Genomic DNA, 21,022 nt, shown 5'->3' on the forward strand with positions numbered 1-21,022 from the left:
GAAAGACGATTACATATCAACTGACATTAGGAGGAGTTACATGAACAAATTTTTAAGAGTCTTATTTGTCCTGGTTATCATCGCCATGTCTGGAGCCATTATTTTTCAGCTCTTCTTTCCATCCTATATGGGAAGTCATTCGGGATATGGTATTTCTGTCGGTTGGCAGCGGGAGATTGGGATTTGGAATGTGGCGGTCCTTGTGATCCTGATTGCTGTCAATCTCAAATACGATTGGTTTTATCTTCGGACGGTTCTATTGGCTTTGATCCTAGGTGGGCTTGGGATCGGGACCAATCATCTCTACAGTTATTTTCACTATCATCTGCCGGTCAATGGGATCGGTGCGCTTGAAAATTACCTCCTGGTCCTTGGTTGGATGGTGGGGTGGAGATTGGAATCTTCTCGAATCAAGAAGAAATAAGAAGAGCAGTCAAAGGACTGCTCTTTTTCATCTTCAGTTTTTCCTTGACAAACAAAAGGAAAACGTTTACAATTTTAAATATAAAGTTTCCTGAAAAGAAAACAAAAAAGGTGAAAACAAGGAGATCATCATATGGCTACTATGAAAGCAGCTCGCTGGCATGCAGCAAAAGACGTTCGTATCGAAGAAGTGGAAGTACCTGAAGTACAACCACATCAAGTAAAAGTGGCAGTTAAGTTCACAGGGATCTGTGGTACGGACTTGCATGAATATTTGGATGGACCGATCTTCATCCCAACTGAAGAACATGTGTATTCTGGTCAAAAAGCACCGGTCACTTTGGGACATGAATTCTCTGGTGAAATTGTAGAAGTCGGAAGTGATGTGACTCGTGTCAAAGTTGGCGATCGTGTCACTATCGAACCAATTCTTGCAGAGCACAATTTGATTGGTGATTATAACCTTGATCCAAACTTGAACTTTGTCGGCCTCGCTGCAGATGGTGGTTTTGCCAAATATTGTGTCCTTGATGGGGATCTTGTCCATGTGATTCCAGATAGCTTGAGCTATGAACAAGCAGCTCTTACAGAACCTGCTGCGGTTGCTGTTTATGCAGTTCGTCAATCTGCATTGAAAACTGGAGATACAGCTGTTATCTTTGGCTTGGGTCCAATTGGTCTTTTGATAGTTGAAGCCCTTCGTGCAGCAGGAGCCTCAAAAATCTATGCGGTTGAATTGTCTCCTGAACGCCAAGCGAAAGCAGAAGAATTGGGAGCAATCGTTGTGCGCCCAGAAGAAGGAGAAACAATCGTCGAAGCCATCCATCGTTTAACCGGTGGGGGAGCAGATGTTTCTTATGAAGTCACTGGGGTTCCAGTTGTTTTAGGCCAAGCCCTTGCAGCTGTTCATAAAGCTGGGGAATGTATGGTTGTATCTATCTGGGAACGTGAAGCAAGCATCAATCCAAATGAATTCGCCATCCAAGAAAAATCTCTCAAAGGAATTATTGCCTATCGTCACATCTTCCCTAAAGTCTTGGAATTGATGGAACAAGGCTACTTCTCTGCTGAAAAATTGGTTACTAAGAAAATCAAATTGGAAAATATCGTTGAAGAAGGATTTGTTGAATTAACACAAGATAAATCCCAAATCAAGATCTTGGTTCAACCTGAATAAGCGAATAAATTTATATGAAATAAAGCAAGGCTGAAACGTTTCGTTTCGGCCTTTTGTGATACAATAAAAGTAAGGAACAGATTTGGGAGGGGACTATGTCAAAGACGATGAAGGGGACGCTCATGACCTTGATTGCTGGGATCGCTTGGGGTTTATCAGGAGCTTGCGGCCAGTACCTGATGGCTCATGGATTTACAGCAATTGGTTTGACAACAATTCGTTTAGTGTTTTCAGGAGCTGTACTACTGCTTCTTGCCTATCTAGCGGACCAGAAAAAAGTAAAGGCCTTTCTAACAGACCGCTCGTCATACATCCCCTTGCTTTTATTTGCATTTTTGGGTTTGTTAATGACCCAATTGACTTATTTAGAAGCGATTGATGCGACTAATGCAGGTACTGCAACTGTTTTGCAATATCTCTGTCCTATTGGAGTTTTGGCCTATTCTTGTGTTAAGGACCGAGTAGCTCCGACAGTATCTGAAATCTTTTCGATGATCTTAGCCATTGCAGGGACCTTTCTCATTGCAACCCATGGTCAACTCAATCAATTGGCAATCACTCCTAAGGGGCTAGCTTGGGGACTTATTTCTGCCTTTGCCTATGCCCTCTACATCATTCTACCTATTCAGTTAATTCAAAAATGGGGGAGTATGTTGGTGATTGGTATCGGTATGCTCATTCCAGGGCTTGTGATGATTCCCTTCACGGGAAGAAGACTTTTTCATGGCCAATATAGCATGGATAATCTAATGGGCTTAGTTGGCTTAGTGGTGATTGGGACCATATTTGCCTATACGGTCTTTTTGAAAGGGACAACTCTGATTGGACCGGTCAAAGGTAGCCTTCTTGCAGCTATTGAACCTATTTCAGCTGTATTCTTTGCTTTTGCCATTATGAATGAACATTTCTTTGCCATTGATTTTATAGGAATGGCTATGATCCTCTTTGCGGTCCTCTTGATTTCCCTTAAGGATCTCATGATTCAAAAAGAAAAAGGAATCTTGTAAAACCAAGATCAATTTTTTTTCAGTTAAAAGGTTGAGACGAAAGTCTTGGCCTTTTTGTAATCCTCGCCCTCTGAGGGAGAGTTATCACTATATAGCGTATACATAGCTAGAAAAAGATGTTAAAATAGAACAAAACTTTTTTAAGGAGATGAGGATGAAAAAGATTTTTAAATGGACCCTATTTGCTGTAGCGACCTTGAGTTTAGCGGCTTGTAGAACCAGTGCTCAAAAGACAAATTCGCAGCAAGCAAAGACAGAAAAAGCAGCGAAAAGCTCAGCATCTGACGGTCAAGTCGAGGTGAGTTTAAAAGGAGGGCAATACATCAAACCACCTGTCCTCAATGACTCAGAAGACGGCACTTATTTGGCCCTTCAATTGGAATTTAAGAATGTTGCCAAAGAATCTATCAACGTGTCAGATTCAGATATCACTATTTACGATGCGGATAATAACAAGGTCAAATTGCAGTCAGGAATTTATGACCACAGTGAAGCCTTCCAACTGCTCAAGAGTGATCAGTTGGCCCAGGATAAAAAATTAACCGGCTATATCGTTTTTCCAGTCGAAAAAGGCAAAAAATACGAAGTGCAGTATGAACGAAAAACCTATAGCTCTGATAAAAAATCCAAGCCTTTAAAATTTGCGGTGGATTCTTCTCAGTATGAGGACAAGGTGGAAGCTTCCACTCTTCTAGCAGATGAATACATCAATCAAGTTTACTTCAGTGGCCAACGAAAGGTCAAAAAGGATGATGCTTTTGTTTTGGGAACTGATTTGAAAAAGGAACGCAGTGATTTCCGTGCGAAATTTGCGGCTGATTTTACTCGTCAATTACATGATTACCAATTCCCTGAAGAAGAAGTGACCCAGTTTATCGATGCTTATGAAAAAGAAAATGCTAAGCGTGCGAAATTAACCTATAAGGTTAAACAATATCTCCCGGACAAGGTGGTCATTAGTTTAAATCCTGAGACTGTCAGCATGGAAAAGACGATCTTAAACCACATGCAGACCTTCTATCAAGAACATCGTAAAGACTACCCAGGTATCATCGAGGCGAATCAGGCTCAAAACAAAGCCTATAGAGAGGAAATGATGGCTTCTCTTGCAGATCGTCCCTTGACGACGCCAGATCGATACGACTACCAGTTGACCTTTGTTAAGAAAGATGGCAAATGGGAAGTAGAAAAAGCCTATAATAGTGATAGCTTTATGGAAAAATTCGAGGGAAATCTTTCTTAATGCTGAAGTTGGCACTCCTAGGATATGAATCTAGGAGTGTTTTTGTCTATAGTTTTAAACTATATCAAAACCCAAGAAACAAGAATTAGACGGAAACACCTATTAGTGATAAAATAATTTTAAGTTTGAAAGGAGATGAAGGCTTGTGTCTTTTTCTTATGAAGAGTTAGCAGAGATTCGCCACTATATCCACCAACACCCAGAATTGTCTGGTCAAGAATACCAGACAACCGCCTTTCTAAAAGAGCGTTTAGAAGAGTTGGGGATTCGTATTTTAGAGAGTGGATTAAAAACTGGTCTGATTGCAGAAATTGGGTCCGGCCAACCGGTGGTGGCACTTCGAGCAGATATCGATGCCCTTCCAATTTTGGAACAAACGAATCTGCCCTACCAAAGTCAGAATCTAGGAGTCATGCATGCATGTGGCCATGATTTTCATCAAACCAGTCTTCTGGGAGCAGCAGCTCTTCTCAAGGAAAAAGAAGACCAGCTTGAAGGAACTGTACGCTTGATCTTTCAACCAGCAGAAGAAATCTCAGAAGGTGCTTCTGATGTTTTGGCAACAGGATTGTTGGAGGATGTTCAAGGAATTATTGGTTTTCACAACATTCCCCAGCTTAAAGCAGGGCAACTTGCCTTGAATGCTGGAGCTATGATGGCAGGGGTTGAGAAATTCAAGGTTACTGTGACAGGGGTTAGTAGTCATGCTGCAAGACCAGATTTGGGGGTTGACACTGTAACGGCCGTCACAACCATGGTTCAGAACTTACAATTATTAATTTCACGGACCGTTTCTCCCTTTGAAACAGCTGTTTTGTCCATTACGCACCTGGATGTGGGCTCAACTTGGAATGTACTCCCAAAATCAGGCTATTTTGAAGGAACCATTCGTTCCTTTAATCCGAGTGTGCAAAGAGACTTGAAGGCACATTTTATTTCCATCATTCGACACATTGCAGAAAGTCTGGAAGTAGATGTAGCTTTTGAATGGGGTGTGACCCCGCCCGTTACCTTTAATGATGAGGAATTGACGAAAGTGGTTTGGGAAGCTTCACAAGGCTTGGCTGAAGTGATTCCAGCGAATCCTTCTACAGCTGGAGAAGACTTTGCCTTTTACCAAGAGCGAATTCCTGGAGTCTTTGCCTTTATCGGTTCGAATGGAGAGCCGGATGCGCCAGACCTCCATCATGATCATATGACCATCGATGATGCAGCCTTTGAGGTATCGGTTCCCTATTATGTTGAAAATGCGCAAGCTTTATTGCGGTATTTTAAAGCCAAAGAAGTGTGATAAAGAAAAACTATCACCTCCATAAAAAATATATATTAGGCAAGTAAATGCTTTTTTGATAAAATAAAAAAATACTTTTAGAATGGCGTTTTATGTGCCTGAAACGATAAGGAGATCCTATGAATCTAAAAAAGATCATTAAATACTCTGCTTTAGGATTAGTTGCAGTCCTTGCAACCAGTGCTTTAGTAGCATGTTCATCTGGCAAATCAGCCAGTGGTAAGAAAACCATTGAAGTTGGGACTGTTGGAACAACCAAACCATTCTCTTACGAAGAAAAAGACGGCAAGCTAACCGGTTATGAAATCGAAGTTTTGCGTGAAATCTTCAAAGGTTCAGACAAATATGAAGTAAACTTTAACAAAACAGAGTGGTCTTCAGTCTTTGCTGGCTTAGATAGTGACCGTTTCCAAATCGGTGCCAACAACATTAGTTACTCAAAAGAGCGGGAAGAAAAATACCTCTATCCAAATCCATATGCTCGCAATCCATTAGTATTGGTCGTACCAAAAGATTCTTCTATTAAATCGTTGGATGACATTGGTGGCAAGAAAACAGAAGTTGTTCAAGGAACATCTACTGCTAAACAATTAGAAGATTACAATAAAAAACATTCAGATAATCCAACTGACTTGCAATACACAGATGGAACCATTCAAACCATCATGGCTAATTTAGCGGATGGTCGTACAGATTACAAGATCTTCGAACGGATCTCAGTAGATACTATCATTCGTGATCAAGGCTATGACAACTTGAAGGTTATCGAGCTTCCAAGCGACCAACAACCTTATGTGTATCCAATTATTGCAAAAGAAGATAAAGACCTTCAAAAATTTGTCAACAAACGCATCAAGGAACTCTATGACAATGGAACCCTTGAAAAACTGTCTAAAAAATACTTTGGTGGAGTTTATCTACCAGAAGCAAAAGATATTAAAGAATAATATTTAATTAAAGGAGACTTCAAAATGAAATTGAAAAAAATTCTTGGTTTAACAGCTCTTGCAGCTATTGCAACATTTGCTCTTGCAGCATGTGGTTCTTCAAAATCATCTAGCAAAGATGGTGAAACAACTGTAAAAGTGGGTGTTATGACTTTGAGCGACACTGAAAAAGCTCGTTGGGATCAAGTTCAAAAGAACTTGGATGACGCTAAAACAGGAATCAAATTGGAATTCACCCAATTTACAGATTACTCACAACCAAACGTGGCTGTAAAAGATGGTAGCGTGGATATCAATGCTTTCCAACACTACAACTTCCTTGATAACTGGAACTCTAAAAACGACAATGCCCTTGTTGCAGTAGCAGATACGTACATCGCTCCAATCCGTCTTTACTCTGGTACAGAAAACGGTAAAAACAAATACACTTCAATTAAAGAAATTCCTAAAGGTGGAACAATCGCTGTACCAAATGACCCAACAAATGAAAGCCGTGCCTTGTATGTCTTGCAATCAGCTGGTTTGATTAAATTGGATACTAAGGATGGTCAATTGGCAAACGTGTCAAACATCAAAGAAAATTCAAAAGATTTGAAGATTTCTGAATTGGATGCTTCACAAACACCATCTGCTCTTCCATCAGTAGATGCTGCAGTCATCAACAATACCTTCGTTCGTGAAGCAGGCGTTGATTTCAAAAAAGCTATCTATGTTGAAAAGAAAGACAACAACTCAAAACAATGGTACAACGTGATCGCTGCTAAGAAAGATTGGGAAAAATCTGATAAAGCAAAAGCAATCAAAGAAATCATCAAAGCCTATCACAAAGACAATGTGAAGAAAGTGATCGAAGAATCTTCAGAAGGAATGGACCAACCAGTCTTCTAAGATTTGATCTCAAGTGTATGAAGGAGGTGGAGAAGCAATTCTCTACCTCTTATCGTGTATTAGGAGGAATGCATGCCTTTTGCAACAGAAGCGGAACAAATCCGTAAATTTGAAAATGATGAGGTCGCACAACACTATTTTGAAGTGTTGCGAACCTTGATTTCAAAAAAATCCATTTTTGCTCAACAAGTAGGTCTCAAGGAAGTGGCCAACTATTTGGGGGAAATTTTTACAGCTGCAGGAGCCAAAGTCGAAGTTGATGATAGCTACACAGCCCCTTTTGTGATTGCCAAATTTTTCTCCCCAAATCCAGACGCAAAAACCATCATCTTTTATAACCACTATGATACAGTACCAGCGGATGGAGACCAACCTTGGACGGGAGACCCCTTTACCTTATCGGTTCATTATGGAACCATGTACGGTCGAGGGGTTGATGATGACAAGGGGCATATCACGGCTCGTCTCACAGCTCTTCGAAAATACATTCGTGAAAGTGGCGATTTGCCAGTCAATATCACCTTTATCATCGAAGGGGCAGAGGAGTCTGCATCGACGGACTTGGATAAATACTTGGCCAAACACAAGAAACACTTGCGTGGGGCAGACCTCTTAGTCTGGGAACAAGGTACCCGAAATAATCAGGGTCAGTTGGAAATTTCTGGTGGTAGCAAGGGGATCGTCACCTTTGATATGGTGGTGAAAAGTGCAGAAGTGGATATTCATTCTAGCTATGGCGGTGTGGTAGATTCTGCTTCTTGGTATTTGTTAAATGCCATCGCCAGTCTTCGTGACAAAGAAGGCCGAATCTTAGTGGATGGGATTTATGATCAGATCCAAGAACCCAATGAACGCGAGCTAGCTTTGATCGAGCAATATGCCAACAAAGGGCCAGAAGATGTAGCGGAAACCTATGGTCTAACCCTCCCAATCTTGAAGGAAGATCGAAAAGAATTCCTGCGCCGTTTCTATTTTGAACCAGCCCTGAATATTGAAGGTTTTGGCTCTGGTTACCAAGGACAAGGTGTTAAAACGATTCTTCCGGCAGAGGCACGTGCCAAGATGGAGGTGCGTTTGGTTCCTGGACTGGATCCCAAGGATGTCTTAGAAAAGATCAAGCAGCAATTGAGGAAAAATGGCTATGATCAGGTCGAATTGGTCTATACTCTCGGTGAAATGAGTTACCGAAGTGATATGAGTGCCCCATCGATTTTAAATGTCATTCGGCTGGCCAAAGACTTCTATAGAGAAGGAGTTTCTGTTCTTCCAACAACAGCGGGAACAGGGCCCATGCATACGGTATTTGAGGCTTTGCAGGTGCCGATGGCAGCCTTTGGAATTGGGAATGCCAATAGCCGGGACCATGGGGGCGATGAAAATGTGAAAATCGCCGATTATTACACCCATATTGAATTGATAAAGGAGTTAATAGCAAGTTATGAGTAAAGCAATGATTCAGCTGGACCACATTGATGTGACCTTCCAGCAAAAGAAACGTCAGATCCAAGCCGTCAAAGATGTGACCATTCATATCAATGAAGGTGATATCTATGGGATTGTAGGTTATTCTGGAGCCGGGAAATCGACCTTGGTTCGGGTGATCAATCTCTTACAAGTTCCAAGTGCCGGAACCATCACTGTGGATGGGGATGTGATTTACCAAGATCGGGTGACCTTAAAACCGGCTGCTCTTCGAGAGAAACGTCGGGATATCGGGATGATCTTCCAACACTTCAACTTGATGGCTCAAATGACCGTCGCAGAAAATGTAGCCTTTGCTCTTAAACATTCTAAATTAAACAAAGAACAAAAGAATGAGAAAGTGGCGAAATTGTTGGAATTGGTTGGTCTAGCTGACCGTGCAGAGAATTACCCAGCACAATTGTCTGGTGGTCAAAAGCAGCGGGTAGCGATTGCGCGTGCCCTTGCCAACGATCCAAAAATTTTGATCTCAGATGAGTCAACTTCAGCCTTGGATCCAAAGACGACCAAACAAATTCTAGCTTTGTTGCAAGAGTTAAACAAAAAACTTGGTTTAACCATTGTCTTGATCACCCATGAGATGCAAATTGTCAAAGATATTGCCAACCGGGTAGCTGTCATGCAAAATGGCGAACTGATTGAAGAAGGGTCTGTTTTAGATATCTTCTCGAATCCGAAAAATGCCTTGACGCAAGACTTTATCACCGTTGCAACAGGAATCGATGAAGCCATGGTGAAAATCAATCAACAAGCGATTGTGAAGAACTTACCTGATGATTCGATTTTGGCGCATCTCAAGTATGCAGGTTCTGTGACAGATACAGCCATCATCAATGATATTTACAAGCAGTACCAAGTATCTGCCAACATTTTATTTGGGAACATCGAGATCCTTGATAACACGCCTGTTGGAGAATTGGTGGTCATCTTATCAGGTGAAAATCAAAATCTGGAAACGGCCAAAGCTGAGTTAGAAAATGCAGGAGTTTCCGTGACTATTGTGAAAGATGGGAGAAAAGCATGATCCAGTTAATTCAAACATATTTACCAAATGTCTATAAATTAGGGTGGTCTGGCCAGTATGGATGGGGAACCGCTATTTACTTGACTCTTTACATGACCGTTATTTCCTTCATTATTGGTGGATTTTTAGGTTTGGTGACAGGGCTTTTGTTAGTCTTGACCCGTCCAGGTGGTGTCATCGAAAATAGAATCGTTTTCCAAATTTTGGATAAGATTACTTCCTTGTTCCGCGCCATTCCTTTCATTATCTTGTTGGCCTTTATTAATCCTTTGACCTACTTGCTCTTGAAAAATACCATCGGTCCTACAGCAGCCCTTGTTCCGCTGTCTTTGGCTGTCTTTCCATTCTTTGCCCGCCAAGTCCAAGTAGTCTTGTCCGAGTTGGATGGAGGCGTGATTGAAGCAGCACAAGCCAGTGGGGCAACCTTCTGGGATATTGTTGGTGTCTACCTTCGTGAAGGGCTTCCTGATTTGATCCGTGTAACAACAGTGACCATCATTTCCTTGATTGGAGAAACCGCCATGGCGGGTGCCGTTGGTGCTGGAGGATTAGGAACCTTGGCCATCAACTACGGGAAAAACATGTTTAACAATGATGTCATCTTTGTGGCGACCTTATTGATCCTGATTCTGATCGTTCTGGTCCAATTTATCGGGGACTTCCTTTCGAAGAAAATTAGCCACCGTTAGGATCAGTATCCAATGAATAGAATAAATGTGAATCAAATAAAACAAGTTGGAGCCCTCACTTTCCTCTATTTTCTTGCGATTGGACTGGGGGTCTTAGTTGGAAATCTGGTCGATCATCAAGGAAATATGTTTTATGCTCCTGCCTTTTCAGCCCTGTTTGGCGGGACGATCTACCGCTATTATCTAGAAAAAATAAAAGGAGTTGGATCTATCTTTATAGTTGGCTGCGTGATCGGATCCTTCTTTCTCCTTTCACGTCACGGCGCAGGTGCCTTTATTCCAGCCTTGATCGCCGGAAGTTTTGCGGAGATGGTCGCCTCAAGTGGTCGTTTTCGCTCGAATTTACGAAATGCCTTGTCTTTTGTCATTTTTGCCTTTGCGACGACAGGGCCCATTCTTATGATGTGGTTCTATCCAGCCAGTTACCGCATGTCGTTACTGGATCGTGGTAAATCGATAGACTATGTCAATCGGGTGATGGTATCACCAGATCTAGCGACCATCACTTGGTTTGTCCTCACGGTCATACTGGGTGCTGGATTAGGATGGGGACTATCGAACATCCTTCTTCCATTATTGGCCAAAAAAGGAGATAAAGATGCACAATAATTTACTAGTTCTTCAGTCAGACTTTGGTTTGGTGGATGGAGCAGTATCCGCTATGATTGGGGTTGCCTTAGAAGAATCACCAACCCTTAAAATTCACCACTTAACTCATGATATTACCCCCTACAATATTTTTGAAGGGAGTTACCGTCTCTTTCAGACAGTAGATTACTGGCCAGAAGGGACAACCTTTGTTTCAGTGGTCGATCCTGGTGTCGGTTCCAAACGAAAGAGTGTGGTAGCTAAAACGGCTAAAAATCAATACATTGTCACTCCGGATAATGGAACTCTCTCTTTTATCAAGAAACATGTAGGGATTGTTGCTATCCGTGAGATTTCAGAGGTGAAGAATCGTCGAGCCAATACAGAGTTTTCTTATACCTTCCATGGCCGTGATGTCTACGCCTATACAGGAGCTAAGTTGGCCAGTGGCCATATTAGTTTTGAAGAAGTCGGACCAGAACTCAGTGTCGAACATATTGTGGAAATCCCAGTGGTTGAGACAGTTCTTGAGGACAATCTTGTTAAAGGTGCAGTTGACATTCTAGATGTGCGCTTTGGTTCTCTTTGGACTTCCATTACTCGGGAAGAGTTCAATCATTTGTCACCCGAATTTGGGGAACGTTTTGAAGTGACCATCTATAACAATGACATGCTGGTTTATCAAAACCAAGTAACCTACGGCAAGTCTTTCGCCGATGTGCGAATTGGACAGCCAATCCTTTATATCAATTCCCTTTACCGTGTTGGTCTTGCCATCAACCAGGGATCCTTTGCCAAGGCCTATAATGTAGGAGTTGGGGCTTCTTGGCATATCGAGATTAGAAAAATGGAAAATTAATAGGAGATATCAGAATGAAACAGAAATCATTATTTTCAATTAAAGATGTTGTAGCTATTGGGGTTGGAGCAGCCCTCTTTGTCGTGATTGCTATGTTGCAAATCCCTGCACCTGCACCGAATACGAGCATTCAGTTGCAATATGCCCTTCAGGCCCTCTTTAGTGTGGTCTTTGGCCCAATTGTTGGCTTCTTAATCGGCTTGATTGGTCATGCCATTAAGGACGCTATGTCAGGTGGTCTTTGGTGGACTTGGATCATTTCAAGTGGTTTGTTTGGACTTTTTGTTGGTTTCTTCCGCAAACAAATCGGTGAATTCAAAGGAGAAGTGACAAAGAAAGAATTAATTGTCTTTAACATCGTTCAAATCGTATCCAACCTTGTGATCTGGGGCTTGATTGCTCCGGTTGGAGATGTCTTGATCTACAAGGAAAGTGCCAATAAAGTCTTCCTACAAGGTGTTGTTGCGGGTTCTTTTAATGCATTAACAGTGGCTGTTGCAGGTTCTCTTCTCTTGATCGCTTATGCACGGACTCAAACAAAAGATGGAAGTTTGACCAAAGATTAAATGTACAGAAGATAAGAGAGTGGGACAGAAATCGGTAATTCGTTAGAATTCGATTTCGTCGTCCCACCTCCGCACAGTTGAGTAGGGCTGTAAAAACTGATGAAATCAGCGTAGTAGAGCCCACTCACCCACTGCGTCTTGCTCAACAATCCAAAAATAATTGAGAGGCTAGGATTTTTGTCCCCAGCCTCTTTTTTGTTTTATCAAAAATATTTTTTACAAAATGTAAGATATATATTGCAAAATAGAAAATATAGTGTATAATAGAGCTATAAAAATAAGAAAGGAAAAGCCTGTGGCGAAAAATCTCAAATTAAAAATGGCCCGGGTCGAGCATGACATGACCCAGGGGGATCTTGCAGATGCCATTGGAGTGACGCGCCAGACCATCGGTCTGATTGAGGCGGGAAAGTATAACCCAACCCTCAGTCTTTGCCTTGCCATCTGTAAGACCTTGGATAAGACGCTGGATCAACTGTTCTGGGAGTAACAGTTTTAATAATAGAAAGAGGAAGAATATGAAACAAAAGAAAGAACCAATTGTAAAAGATGAACGGACCATGCTACTTGATGGAAAAATCGCAGGAGAACTTGTCCTTGGTATGACCTGCTTTATTGCCCTATCTGCCTTTGTGAAATCCAGTATCCTGGACTTAGACCTAGTCGCTTATCTCCCTGAGATGTTCCTTCTGATTGCCATGGGAGCCTATGCCTTTGTGAGAAGGATCAGTTCAGGGATTGATATCCGAGATATGTTAGAAAAAGATAGCTGGTTGAGTCGCCTTGGGTCAGGTCTATTCTTTGCTGTGCTTGTGACAGCTATGGATGTGATTGGAAAGAGAGAAGCAATGAGCTTTATCTTGAGTCCAAAGTATCTGGTCAAAATTCTATTAGAAATTCTCGTCTTTGCCATCCTGACAGATCTGCTTGAAAAACCACTTGCTCTTATCAATCGGAAAAAACAAGAGAAGATCGAGGCAGAATTAGAGGATGAAGAATAAGGAGGAAGAGATGAGATTACAATTGCTGAACAAACAAATCATAGATGAACGAGAAGAAGGCTTAGCTCATAAGGCTGGTGCTGAGATGGCTGTTTTTCTTTTCCTTGCCTTAACTGTTTTTAGTGTAGGATCCATTTTTACATCTAAGGTGGGGCTCAGTCCAATCATGGTGGTAGCCTTACTCATCGTCTCAGGATTATATTATTCGGTGCGTTGTCAACGATTGGGTGTGAGATTTATCAGTTATAGCTATCTAAATGTGACGGGAATTGTAGCAGTAACCTCTATTCTCTCCTTGTTCATCTGGGCTCAAAATTTTCAATTAAACCAAGCTGTCTATCAGTCCAATCCCTTCCATTCAAAATTTTTGCTGGTGCTTCCTATCACATTTCTCCTGAATCTTCCGATTGTATGGGGGATGAATACCCTTGTAATGCTCCTTGCAAAAGTAGAGAAAAAACGCTATGAAGCCTATCTGGATCAATTGGAAAAAGAAGAGTAACTTGGTTTCGTCGTGTAAAAGTCTGGGAAACCAGGCTTTTATTTTTCAGTCAAATAAATTGCATTCGTTTTCTTGGGAGAGTATACTGGTATAGTTGAATGAAAAATTCTGATAATTTAATCTTAGAAAAGAGAATGACATGGCAAAACCTATTCGTGTATTACTTTACTATAAATATGTTCCCATCGAAAATGCAGAACAATTTGCAGCCGACCACTTGGCCTTCTGTAAATCAATCGGCCTCAAAGGACGTATCCTAGTCGCTGACGAAGGAATCAATGGAACTGTTTCTGGTGACTACGAAACAACACAAAAATACATGGACTACGTTCACAGCCTTCCAGGTATGGAAGACCTCTGGTTCAAGATTGATGAGGAAGAAGAGCAAGCTTTCAAGAAGATGTTTGTACGTTATAAGAAAGAGATTGTCCACCTTGGTTTAGAAGATGATAATTTCGATAATGACATCAATCCTCTTGAAACAACAGGTGCTTACTTGTCACCAAAAGAGTTTAAAGAAGCTCTTCTCGACGAAGATACCGTTGTCCTTGATACTCGGAATGACTACGAGTACGATCTTGGTCACTTCCGTGGCGCTATTCGTCCTGACATCCGCAACTTCCGTGAATTGCCACAATGGGTTCGTGATAACAAGGAAAAATTCATGGACAAGCGTGTTGTCGTCTACTGTACTGGTGGAGTCCGCTGTGAGAAATTCTCAGGCTGGATGGTGCGTGAAGGCTACAAAGATGTCGGTCAATTGCATGGCGGAATCGCCACTTACGGGAAAGACCCAGAAGTTCAAGGCGAACTGTGGGATGGGAAAATGTACGTCTTTGACGAGCGGATTGCAGTCGATGTCAACCATGTCGATCCAAGCGTTGTCGGAAAAGACTGGTTTGATGGAACACCATGCGAACGCTATGTCAACTGTGGAAATCCTTTCTGTAACCGTCGCATCTTGACCTCAGAAGAAAACGAAGACAAGTATCTCCGTGGCTGCTCACATGAGTGCCGGGTTCACCCTCGCAATCGTTATGTTGAAGAACACAACTTGTCACAAGCAGAGGTTGCTGAGCGTTTGGCCGTTATCGGTGAGACGCTTGATGGAGCACCTGCATAATGGAAACAAACAGTCTGAAAGCTCAGGCTGTTTTTATATGGAAATTGATTGAAAATTGTGCTATACTTTAGGTAAGCGATTTCACAAAGGAGAAAACAAATGAGTATCGTGTTTTCAATCAAAAATAAAAAGAGCTTATTTGGCTATCAGAAAGTACTCGCAGCACAGGAAGTTCTTAAATTAGTTGAAGGGTTAACAACTTACAACTATGATCCTGCCACCCTTCATCGTCCCTTAAATGATTTTGAAGGCTTGAACTGTATCGTATTTGGTAAGAGCGGTCTTCCTCTGCAGTTACGCTATTTTGATGAGGAAGAGTCTTATCAGATTCAGGTGCCCTCTTTTGCGATAGAAGAAGATTGGCAGTTGGCCCTTCGATGGCTTAGTCGCCTCGCAGAAGTATTAGGAACGGAGATTGTGGCCAGTGACGGCGTGAGCTATACTCCAGATTCTGTTTTCCATTTTGATTATGAAGTCGTCATCCTAGAAACGCTGGGTAATGTGACGAAAGAAAAAGATCTAAAAGAGTTTGAAGTACAAGGCTTCGCTCATCCAGTCTATTTGGATCGGGATACAGTGCAGGAAGTCTTGAACCATGTCCATCCACTAGAAGCCTACTCTGCCTTTATCAAGAAGATTCAATATAGTGCAGCTTATTTCAGTCAAGTCCGTTTTTATCAACAGGAGGAGACAGGAGCATTTTTAGCTAGCTATAGCTTGACAGAAGATACGGATACGGTCTTGCCAAGCGTGCCACATGTTCCTGCAGAATATGTAGAAATTGTGGGCTTAGCGGGTATCATTGATTGGCAAGTTCTTTTGGTTGCGATCGATGGAGATCCGGATAAGCCAGAAAACTACCATCCAATTGGTTCTCTTGCTCTGAAGAAACTTATAGAAGCGCTAGAGCCAGATGAATATCAGCTGCTAGATGCTAGTCAAATTGAAATTAAAAAATTATCCAAAGAACGCTTGCTAGAATTAGCGCAATTGGAGAACAAGTAAAAAAATATCATAGTGAACTGTCCCTCCGACGTTTGATCCGAAAAATCTAACGTCTGGGAGCAGTTCTTTTTTATGCCATTCCTTTGATCAAAAACCAATGACTAGGCTAATTGTGGTATAATAGGGGCCTAGAAGTAGAATGAAAGAGGTGCACGAAATGCTGTTAGAAGAATTTGATGCCAATCGACAGGCGATTATCAATCCACAAGACTTACACGAACCAATTGAAGGATTTCCCAAAGTAGTCATCTCTTGCTTTTCAAGAGTAACTTTTGCGCGCCTCCTTGAGAATTATGACCATGAGGTCATTGCAAGAACCTCTATGGCTAATTTTGAAGTCGTGGTCTATGGGATCACTATTGGAGACCAACAGATTGGTGCCTTTAATGCACCAGTTGGGGCTGCTTCCTGTGTGGGGATTATAGAGGACCTGATTCAATTTGGGATGGAAAAACTGGTGCTCTTTGGGACCTGTGGGGTTTTAGACCGTGATATCGAAGCAACCTCCATCATCATTCCAACAGCTGCTCTTCGCGACGAGGGGACTAGTTACCACTATCTTCCGGCTAGTGATGAAGTGGAAGTAAACAAGAAAACCCTTCCTCTCTTCCAAGCCTTTCTGGACAGCCACAAGGTTTCCTATCAGTCAGGAAAAGTGTGGACGACAGATGCACCGTACAGGGAAACCATCGACAAGATGAAGCGACGAAAGGAAGCAGGAGCCATCTGTGTGGATATGGAATGTTCGGCAGTGGCAGCCTTAGCAGCTTATAGGGGCTTTGAGCTCTGCCATTTCTTCTACGCAGCAGACCACCTCTCGGAAGAAAAATGGGATATCCGAAACTTATCTAGTCATGAGGATTTAGATAGCAAGGATCGAATCGCGGAGTTAGCCATCCAATTTGCGCTCTTTTGGGAAAAGGCAAACTAAATGAAAGAAGCAATGATTGAACTGAAGGATTTTTCCTTCCAATACAAGGCACAGTCTGAACCAACCTTGAAAAATCTCAACTTAACCATTTATAAGGGGGAAAAGGTTCTGATTGTTGGGCCATCTGGTTCTGGAAAATCAACGATTGGCCAGTGTCTAAATGGGATTATCCCCAATATCTATAAGGGAACCAGTAGTGGGCAATTCCTCATTCAGGGGAAAGAAGCCTTTGATCTCAGTATTTATGAGAAATCTCACTTGGTCAGTACGGTTTTGCAAGATACAGATGGCCAGTTTATCGGTTTGAGTGTTGCAGAAGACTTGGCTTTTGCTCTTGAAAATGACATGGTGGATCTGGGAACGATGAAAGAGCGTGTGCGGAGTTGGGCAGAACGCTTGGATTTGATGAAGCTCTTGGATCATCGGCCACAAGATTTGTCCGGTGGGCAAAAACAGCGAGTGAGCTTAGCAGGTGTTCTGATTGACGAAAGTCCGATCCTGCTCTTCGATGAGCCACTGGCTAATCTAGATCCCAAGTCGGGTCAGGATATTATTGATCTGATTGATCAGATTCATGAAGAACAGGGGACGACCACTATTATTATCGAACACCGTTTAGAGGATGTACTCTACCGTCCTGTCGATCGGGTTATCTTGATCAATCAAGGACAAGTTCTCTTTAATGGTCGACCCGATGAGTTGTTGAGAACGACACTGCTGGCTGAAAATGGGATTCGAGAACCTCTGTATTTAACAACTCTTCGCCAGCTAGGGCAGGATATCGATCAATTGGAGCATCTAGATCGTCTAGAAGATATCGAGCTTACTGGTGTGAATCGTTCCATTCCAGAAGCGACCTTTACTAAAACGGGTGAAGCAGAAGAACTATTGAAGTTGGAGCAGATTTCCTTTGCTTATCAAAAGGATCATCCGATCTTAAAAGATATATCCCTCACGATTCCGAAAGGGCAGCGCTTAGCGATTGTCGGGAAGAATGGGGCAGGAAAATCAACTCTTGCGAAAGCCATCTGTGGCTTCATTACCACAGAAGGGCAATACACCTCTAGAGGCGAAGATATCAAGCAGGAGAGTGTCAAGGAACGGGCTGAGCGAGTCGGCTATGTCCTGCAAAACCCCAATCAAATGATTTCGACCAATATGATTTTTGACGAAGTCGCTCTAGGTTTGCGCTTGCGGGGGGTATCGGAAGAAGATATCAAAGAGCGTGTCTATCAAGTGCTGAAAACTTGTGGTCTCTATGAGTTTCGTAAATGGCCGATTTCTGCTCTCTCATATGGGCAAAAGAAACGGGTGACCATCGCCTCTATACTAGTTTTAGGACCAGAAATTTTGGTCTTGGACGAGCCGACAGCAGGTCAGGACCAGCGCAATTACACTGAAATCATGGAATTTCTAGATAGCTTGCAAGAAAAAGGTCATACCATTGTCATGATTACCCATGATATGCAACTGATGTTGGATTATTCTGATCGTGCACTTGTAGTATCAGATGGGCAAATTCTAGCAGATCTCTCACCTGCAGAGCTGTTCACTCATCCGGATATTTTACAAGAGGCTAATCTAAAAGAGACTTCGATTTTTGCCTTAGCCAATCGATTAGGAATGGATCCCTTGGCGCTAACGCAGTTTTATATGCAACAGAAAGGAGCAGGTCATGAAGCATCGATTAGTCGGCTACCATGAGGGGACGAGTTTTCTTCATCGTCTTTCAGGTGCGAGTAAGTTACTCTTTCTTCTTTTTGTATCTCTTGCGGCCATGTTGAGTTATGATACCCGGCTCCTTCTAGGAATTGGTGTGGGCGCCTTGCTTTTATTCTCTACAGCTCGTATTCGATTTCGAGATATTTCATTTGTACTTGCATTTGCTTTTGTTTTTGCACTGTTAAATGTTGTCATGGTCTATCTCTTTGCCCCCCAGTATGGTGTAGAGATTTACGGGGCAAAGACAGTACTGATGAAGGGGTGGGGCTCCTATAGTATCACCTTGCAGGAACTCTTTTATCTTTTTAATCTAGCTCTTAAGTATGTCTGTACCATACCTCTAGCCTTGATTTTTTTGATGACGACCCATCCTAGTCAGTTTGCTTCAAGCCTCAACCAAATTGGCGTATCCTACAAGATTGCCTATTCTGTTAGCTTGACTCTGCGTTACATTCCTGACGTACAAGAAGAATATCAAACGATTAAATTGTCTCAGGAAGCCAGAGGGGTGGAGTTGTCCAAAAAGGCCAAGCTGATCAAGCGGATCAAAGGCAATTTGCAAATCATCTCTCCCTTAATCTTTAGCTCACTTGAGCGGATTGACAGCATTTCTACGGCTATGGAATTACGTCGCTTTGGTAAAAATAAAAAGCGGACCTGGTATTCTCATCAAGCCATGGAAATGAAAGATTATGGGATGATTCTATCAGCCTTGGCTGTTCTGGTTTTGAGTATTGTCCTGATCTTTGTCAATCAGGGACGTTTTTACAATCCATGGAGGTAATGACATGTCAGAAACGATTTTAGTAACAGGAGCTTCAGCTGGCTTTGGTCAAGCGATTTGCCGTCGCTTAGTAGCAGATGGATACCGTGTGATCGGGTCAGCTAGACGCATCGATAAATTACAGGCCCTTCAAGAAGAGTTGGGAGAAGCCTTTTATCCCCTGCAAATGGATGTGACGGATCTTTCTCAGGTAGATCGCGAACTTGCCAGTTTGCCCAAAGCTTGGGAGAGAGTGGATGTTTTGGTCAATAATGCTGGCTTGGCTCTAGGCCTCGCCCCAGCTTATGAAGCAGAGGTCGCAGACTGGCTGACCATGATTCAGACCAATATTGTTGGTTTGACCTATCTGACAAGGAAAATCTTGCCCCAGATGGTGGAACGAAATGATGGCTATATTATCAATTTGGGCTCTACAGCAGGAACTGTGCCTTATCCAGGGGCCAATGTTTACGGGGCATCCAAGGCTTTTGTCAAGCAATTCTCCCTCAATCTTCGGGCGGATCTAGCTGGCAAGAAGATTCGTGTCAGCAATATTGAACCCGGTCTTTGCGAAGGAACGGAGTTCTCTTCTGTTCGCTTTAAAGGAGACGAAAAACGGGTAGAAGCCATTTATCGAGATGCCCATGCCATTCAGCCTGAAGACATTGCCAACACAGTAGCTTGGTTGATCCAACAGCCCAAGCATGTCAATGTCAACCGGATTGAAATCATGCCGGTTTCCCAAACCTTTGGCCCTCAACCCGTTTATCGTGATTAAAAAGAGAAGCAACCACTCCACAAGGGGTTGGTTGTTTTTTATCTTTCCTCTGGTATAATAGAAGGCAAAGTAAGGAGAAAAAGATGACAGCTGCGTTAATTATTGGTTCTACAGTTTGTGATGTGATGATTTACTTGGATCGTTTGCCGAGTCGTGAAGGAGATGCCCATATTGATCACCAGCAATGGTCTGTGGGAGGTTGTGCCTTTAATGTCGTTAATATCCTTCATTTTTTGTCGCAACCCTACCAGTTTGTCTCGCCAGTCGGTTCTGGAATATATGGTGATTTTATTCGGAGAGAGTTGAAACAATTAGGGATTTCCTCTAACATCTCATTAGAAGGGGCCAATGGTTGCTGTTACTGCTTTGTAGAGTCTGATGGTGAGAGGACCTTCTTATCGGACCACGGAGTGGAGTATAGCTTCCAAGCAGAGTGGCTAAAAGAGATCGAGACAGATCGGTTTGATTACATCTACTTATGTGGCCTTGAAGTCGAGGAGCCAACCGGTCTGGCATTGGTCCAGTCTGTTTCACAACTAGAGGGCCAGGTGATTTTCGCACCTGGGCCACGCGGACTCTTGATTCCAAAGGATCGACTGGAAGCAATTTATGATCTGCATCCAATTCTCCATGTAAATGAGGCTGAAGCACTGGCTTTTTCAGGGTGTAGAGAGATCCAGCCAGCCATCGAACACTTGTATCAAAGAACGGGACAATTAGTCATTGTCACCTTGGGTGAAAACGGAGCGGTTGCCTATGATGGCAACTGGTATGAGGCAGACGGTTTTCCAACAGAAGTTGTCGATACAGTAGGCGCTGGAGATAGCCATGTGGGTGCCTTCATATCCGCTCGTTTAGAAGGCTTAGATATCGCGCAAGCTTTAAGATTTGCCAACAAAGTCTCTAGTCAGATTGTTGCAAGTAAGGGCGTTCATCTGACAAAAGAGCAGCAAGAAGCCCTACGAACAGAATTGAAACAAAAATAAAAAAGAGAGTGGGACAGAAATCGGTAA

23 protein-coding genes are annotated in these 21,022 nt (G+C 42.5%); all 23 read left to right on the plus strand.

The genetic code is table 11. The features are described 5' to 3' along the window. Positions 1-40: 40 nt before the first annotated feature. The 23 genes from HMPREF2926_RS06390 (at position 41) to HMPREF2926_RS06500 (ending at position 20,995) form a co-directional block, all read left to right on the plus strand. On the plus strand, positions 41-424 hold the full coding sequence (locus HMPREF2926_RS06390) for a hypothetical protein (RefSeq protein WP_070586960.1): 384 nt from the start codon (positions 41-43) through the stop codon (positions 422-424). 132 nt (positions 425-556) lie between these two features. Continuing rightward, positions 557-1,600 (plus strand): 2,3-butanediol dehydrogenase, encoded by a 1,044-nt coding sequence (locus tag HMPREF2926_RS06395; RefSeq protein WP_021153756.1) that lies wholly within the window; start codon positions 557-559, stop codon positions 1,598-1,600. 95 nt (positions 1,601-1,695) lie between these two features. After that, positions 1,696-2,607 (plus strand): DMT family transporter, encoded by a 912-nt coding sequence (locus tag HMPREF2926_RS06400; protein WP_070586962.1) that lies wholly within the window; start codon positions 1,696-1,698, stop codon positions 2,605-2,607. 154 nt (positions 2,608-2,761) lie between these two features. Continuing rightward, a complete protein-coding gene (locus tag HMPREF2926_RS06405; protein ID WP_070586963.1) occupies positions 2,762-3,850 on the plus strand; it encodes a DUF4352 domain-containing protein in 1,089 nt (362 codons plus the stop codon). Positions 3,851-3,995: 145 nt separating this feature from the next. After that, entirely contained in the window at positions 3,996-5,141 is a 1,146-nt protein-coding gene (locus tag HMPREF2926_RS06410) for an amidohydrolase (protein WP_070586964.1), read from the plus strand. 119 nt (positions 5,142-5,260) lie between these two features. Then, positions 5,261-6,088 (plus strand): amino acid ABC transporter substrate-binding protein, encoded by an 828-nt coding sequence (locus HMPREF2926_RS06415; RefSeq protein WP_049506015.1) that lies wholly within the window; start codon positions 5,261-5,263, stop codon positions 6,086-6,088. A gap of 24 nt (positions 6,089-6,112) precedes the next feature. After that, the gene (locus tag HMPREF2926_RS06420) at positions 6,113-6,976 is read left to right on the plus strand and encodes a MetQ/NlpA family ABC transporter substrate-binding protein (RefSeq protein ID WP_049492388.1); all 864 of its coding nucleotides are present in this window, start codon (positions 6,113-6,115) and stop codon (positions 6,974-6,976) included. Between the two features lie 72 nt (positions 6,977-7,048). Further along, positions 7,049-8,422 carry a M20/M25/M40 family metallo-hydrolase gene (locus HMPREF2926_RS06425; protein ID WP_070586966.1) on the plus strand — a complete coding sequence of 458 codons (1,374 nt, stop codon included), beginning with the start codon at positions 7,049-7,051 and terminating at the stop codon, positions 8,420-8,422. Next, the gene (locus tag HMPREF2926_RS06430) at positions 8,415-9,482 is read left to right on the plus strand and encodes a methionine ABC transporter ATP-binding protein (RefSeq protein ID WP_070586967.1); all 1,068 of its coding nucleotides are present in this window, start codon (positions 8,415-8,417) and stop codon (positions 9,480-9,482) included. Before HMPREF2926_RS06425 ends, HMPREF2926_RS06430 begins: the two co-directional genes overlap by 8 nt. Next, positions 9,479-10,171 carry a methionine ABC transporter permease gene (locus tag HMPREF2926_RS06435; RefSeq protein ID WP_003008487.1) on the plus strand — a complete coding sequence of 231 codons (693 nt, stop codon included), beginning with the start codon at positions 9,479-9,481 and terminating at the stop codon, positions 10,169-10,171. The genes HMPREF2926_RS06430 and HMPREF2926_RS06435 overlap by 4 nt, the downstream gene beginning before the upstream one ends. Positions 10,172-10,183: 12 nt before the next feature. Continuing rightward, complete coding sequence (locus HMPREF2926_RS06440) at positions 10,184-10,780, plus strand: MptD family putative ECF transporter S component (RefSeq protein WP_070586969.1); 597 nt, start codon at positions 10,184-10,186, stop codon at positions 10,778-10,780. After that, entirely contained in the window at positions 10,770-11,618 is an 849-nt protein-coding gene (locus HMPREF2926_RS06445; RefSeq protein ID WP_031572973.1) for an SAM hydrolase/SAM-dependent halogenase family protein, read from the plus strand. Before HMPREF2926_RS06440 ends, HMPREF2926_RS06445 begins: the two co-directional genes overlap by 11 nt. Positions 11,619-11,632: 14 nt before the next feature. After that, entirely contained in the window at positions 11,633-12,184 is a 552-nt protein-coding gene (locus HMPREF2926_RS06450; RefSeq protein WP_049472837.1) for an ECF-type riboflavin transporter substrate-binding protein, read from the plus strand. 295 nt (positions 12,185-12,479) lie between these two features. Beyond that, positions 12,480-12,674, plus strand: coding sequence for a helix-turn-helix transcriptional regulator (locus tag HMPREF2926_RS06455; RefSeq protein WP_003005328.1), 195 nt, complete (start codon positions 12,480-12,482; stop codon positions 12,672-12,674). Positions 12,675-12,702: 28 nt separating this feature from the next. Continuing rightward, on the plus strand, positions 12,703-13,185 hold the full coding sequence (locus tag HMPREF2926_RS06460; protein ID WP_003008473.1) for a DUF6773 family protein: 483 nt from the start codon (positions 12,703-12,705) through the stop codon (positions 13,183-13,185). Positions 13,186-13,195: 10 nt separating this feature from the next. Next, the gene (locus HMPREF2926_RS06465; RefSeq protein WP_070586970.1) at positions 13,196-13,687 is read left to right on the plus strand and encodes a DUF6773 family protein; all 492 of its coding nucleotides are present in this window, start codon (positions 13,196-13,198) and stop codon (positions 13,685-13,687) included. Positions 13,688-13,826: 139 nt separating this feature from the next. Further along, positions 13,827-14,810: an oxygen-dependent tRNA uridine(34) hydroxylase TrhO gene (locus HMPREF2926_RS06470; protein ID WP_070586972.1), complete on the plus strand. Its 984-nt coding sequence runs from the start codon at positions 13,827-13,829 to the stop codon at positions 14,808-14,810. Positions 14,811-14,909: 99 nt separating this feature from the next. Continuing rightward, positions 14,910-15,815 (plus strand): DUF4299 family protein, encoded by a 906-nt coding sequence (locus HMPREF2926_RS06475; protein ID WP_070586976.1) that lies wholly within the window; start codon positions 14,910-14,912, stop codon positions 15,813-15,815. A 157-nt stretch (positions 15,816-15,972) separates the two neighbouring features. Then, positions 15,973-16,746 carry a nucleoside phosphorylase gene (locus HMPREF2926_RS06480; protein WP_070586978.1) on the plus strand — a complete coding sequence of 258 codons (774 nt, stop codon included), beginning with the start codon at positions 15,973-15,975 and terminating at the stop codon, positions 16,744-16,746. Continuing rightward, the gene (locus HMPREF2926_RS06485; protein ID WP_070586979.1) at positions 16,747-18,450 is read left to right on the plus strand and encodes an ABC transporter ATP-binding protein; all 1,704 of its coding nucleotides are present in this window, start codon (positions 16,747-16,749) and stop codon (positions 18,448-18,450) included. Continuing rightward, entirely contained in the window at positions 18,422-19,252 is an 831-nt protein-coding gene (locus HMPREF2926_RS06490; RefSeq protein WP_070586981.1) for an energy-coupling factor transporter transmembrane component T family protein, read from the plus strand. The genes HMPREF2926_RS06485 and HMPREF2926_RS06490 overlap by 29 nt, the downstream gene beginning before the upstream one ends. Positions 19,253-19,256: 4 nt before the next feature. Continuing rightward, entirely contained in the window at positions 19,257-20,009 is a 753-nt protein-coding gene (locus HMPREF2926_RS06495) for an SDR family oxidoreductase (RefSeq protein WP_070586982.1), read from the plus strand. An 83-nt stretch (positions 20,010-20,092) separates the two neighbouring features. Next, a complete protein-coding gene (locus HMPREF2926_RS06500; RefSeq protein WP_061591062.1) occupies positions 20,093-20,995 on the plus strand; it encodes a carbohydrate kinase family protein in 903 nt (300 codons plus the stop codon). Positions 20,996-21,022 lie beyond the last annotated feature (27 nt).

This window comes from Streptococcus sp. HMSC078D09 (assembly GCF_001813675.1).
GTDB lineage: Bacteria > Bacillota > Bacilli > Lactobacillales > Streptococcaceae > Streptococcus.

Excerpts from the sequence above, each read along its gene's own strand:
- HMPREF2926_RS06490 (WP_070586981.1), top strand. The coding sequence starts at position 18,422 with ATGAAGCATCGATTAGTCGGCTACCATGAGGGGACGAGTTTTCTTCAT.
- HMPREF2926_RS06445 (WP_031572973.1), top strand. The coding sequence starts at position 10,770 with ATGCACAATAATTTACTAGTTCTTCAGTCAGACTTTGGTTTGGTGGAT.
- HMPREF2926_RS06500 (WP_061591062.1), top strand. The coding sequence starts at position 20,093 with ATGACAGCTGCGTTAATTATTGGTTCTACAGTTTGTGATGTGATGATT.
- HMPREF2926_RS06475 (WP_070586976.1), top strand. The coding sequence starts at position 14,910 with ATGAGTATCGTGTTTTCAATCAAAAATAAAAAGAGCTTATTTGGCTAT.
- HMPREF2926_RS06425 (WP_070586966.1), top strand. The coding sequence starts at position 7,049 with ATGCCTTTTGCAACAGAAGCGGAACAAATCCGTAAATTTGAAAATGAT.
- HMPREF2926_RS06485 (WP_070586979.1), top strand. The coding sequence starts at position 16,747 with ATGAAAGAAGCAATGATTGAACTGAAGGATTTTTCCTTCCAATACAAG.
- HMPREF2926_RS06435 (WP_003008487.1), top strand. The coding sequence starts at position 9,479 with ATGATCCAGTTAATTCAAACATATTTACCAAATGTCTATAAATTAGGG.
- HMPREF2926_RS06415 (WP_049506015.1), top strand. The coding sequence starts at position 5,261 with ATGAATCTAAAAAAGATCATTAAATACTCTGCTTTAGGATTAGTTGCA.
- HMPREF2926_RS06470 (WP_070586972.1), top strand. The coding sequence starts at position 13,827 with ATGGCAAAACCTATTCGTGTATTACTTTACTATAAATATGTTCCCATC.
- HMPREF2926_RS06400 (WP_070586962.1), top strand. The coding sequence starts at position 1,696 with ATGTCAAAGACGATGAAGGGGACGCTCATGACCTTGATTGCTGGGATC.
- HMPREF2926_RS06450 (WP_049472837.1), top strand. The coding sequence starts at position 11,633 with ATGAAACAGAAATCATTATTTTCAATTAAAGATGTTGTAGCTATTGGG.
- HMPREF2926_RS06480 (WP_070586978.1), top strand. The coding sequence starts at position 15,973 with ATGCTGTTAGAAGAATTTGATGCCAATCGACAGGCGATTATCAATCCA.
- HMPREF2926_RS06420 (WP_049492388.1), top strand. The coding sequence starts at position 6,113 with ATGAAATTGAAAAAAATTCTTGGTTTAACAGCTCTTGCAGCTATTGCA.
- HMPREF2926_RS06440 (WP_070586969.1), top strand. The coding sequence starts at position 10,184 with ATGAATAGAATAAATGTGAATCAAATAAAACAAGTTGGAGCCCTCACT.
- HMPREF2926_RS06465 (WP_070586970.1), top strand. The coding sequence starts at position 13,196 with ATGAGATTACAATTGCTGAACAAACAAATCATAGATGAACGAGAAGAA.
- HMPREF2926_RS06460 (WP_003008473.1), top strand. The coding sequence starts at position 12,703 with ATGAAACAAAAGAAAGAACCAATTGTAAAAGATGAACGGACCATGCTA.
- HMPREF2926_RS06495 (WP_070586982.1), top strand. The coding sequence starts at position 19,257 with ATGTCAGAAACGATTTTAGTAACAGGAGCTTCAGCTGGCTTTGGTCAA.
- HMPREF2926_RS06405 (WP_070586963.1), top strand. The coding sequence starts at position 2,762 with ATGAAAAAGATTTTTAAATGGACCCTATTTGCTGTAGCGACCTTGAGT.
- HMPREF2926_RS06390 (WP_070586960.1), top strand. The coding sequence starts at position 41 with ATGAACAAATTTTTAAGAGTCTTATTTGTCCTGGTTATCATCGCCATG.
- HMPREF2926_RS06430 (WP_070586967.1), top strand. The coding sequence starts at position 8,415 with ATGAGTAAAGCAATGATTCAGCTGGACCACATTGATGTGACCTTCCAG.
- HMPREF2926_RS06395 (WP_021153756.1), top strand. The coding sequence starts at position 557 with ATGGCTACTATGAAAGCAGCTCGCTGGCATGCAGCAAAAGACGTTCGT.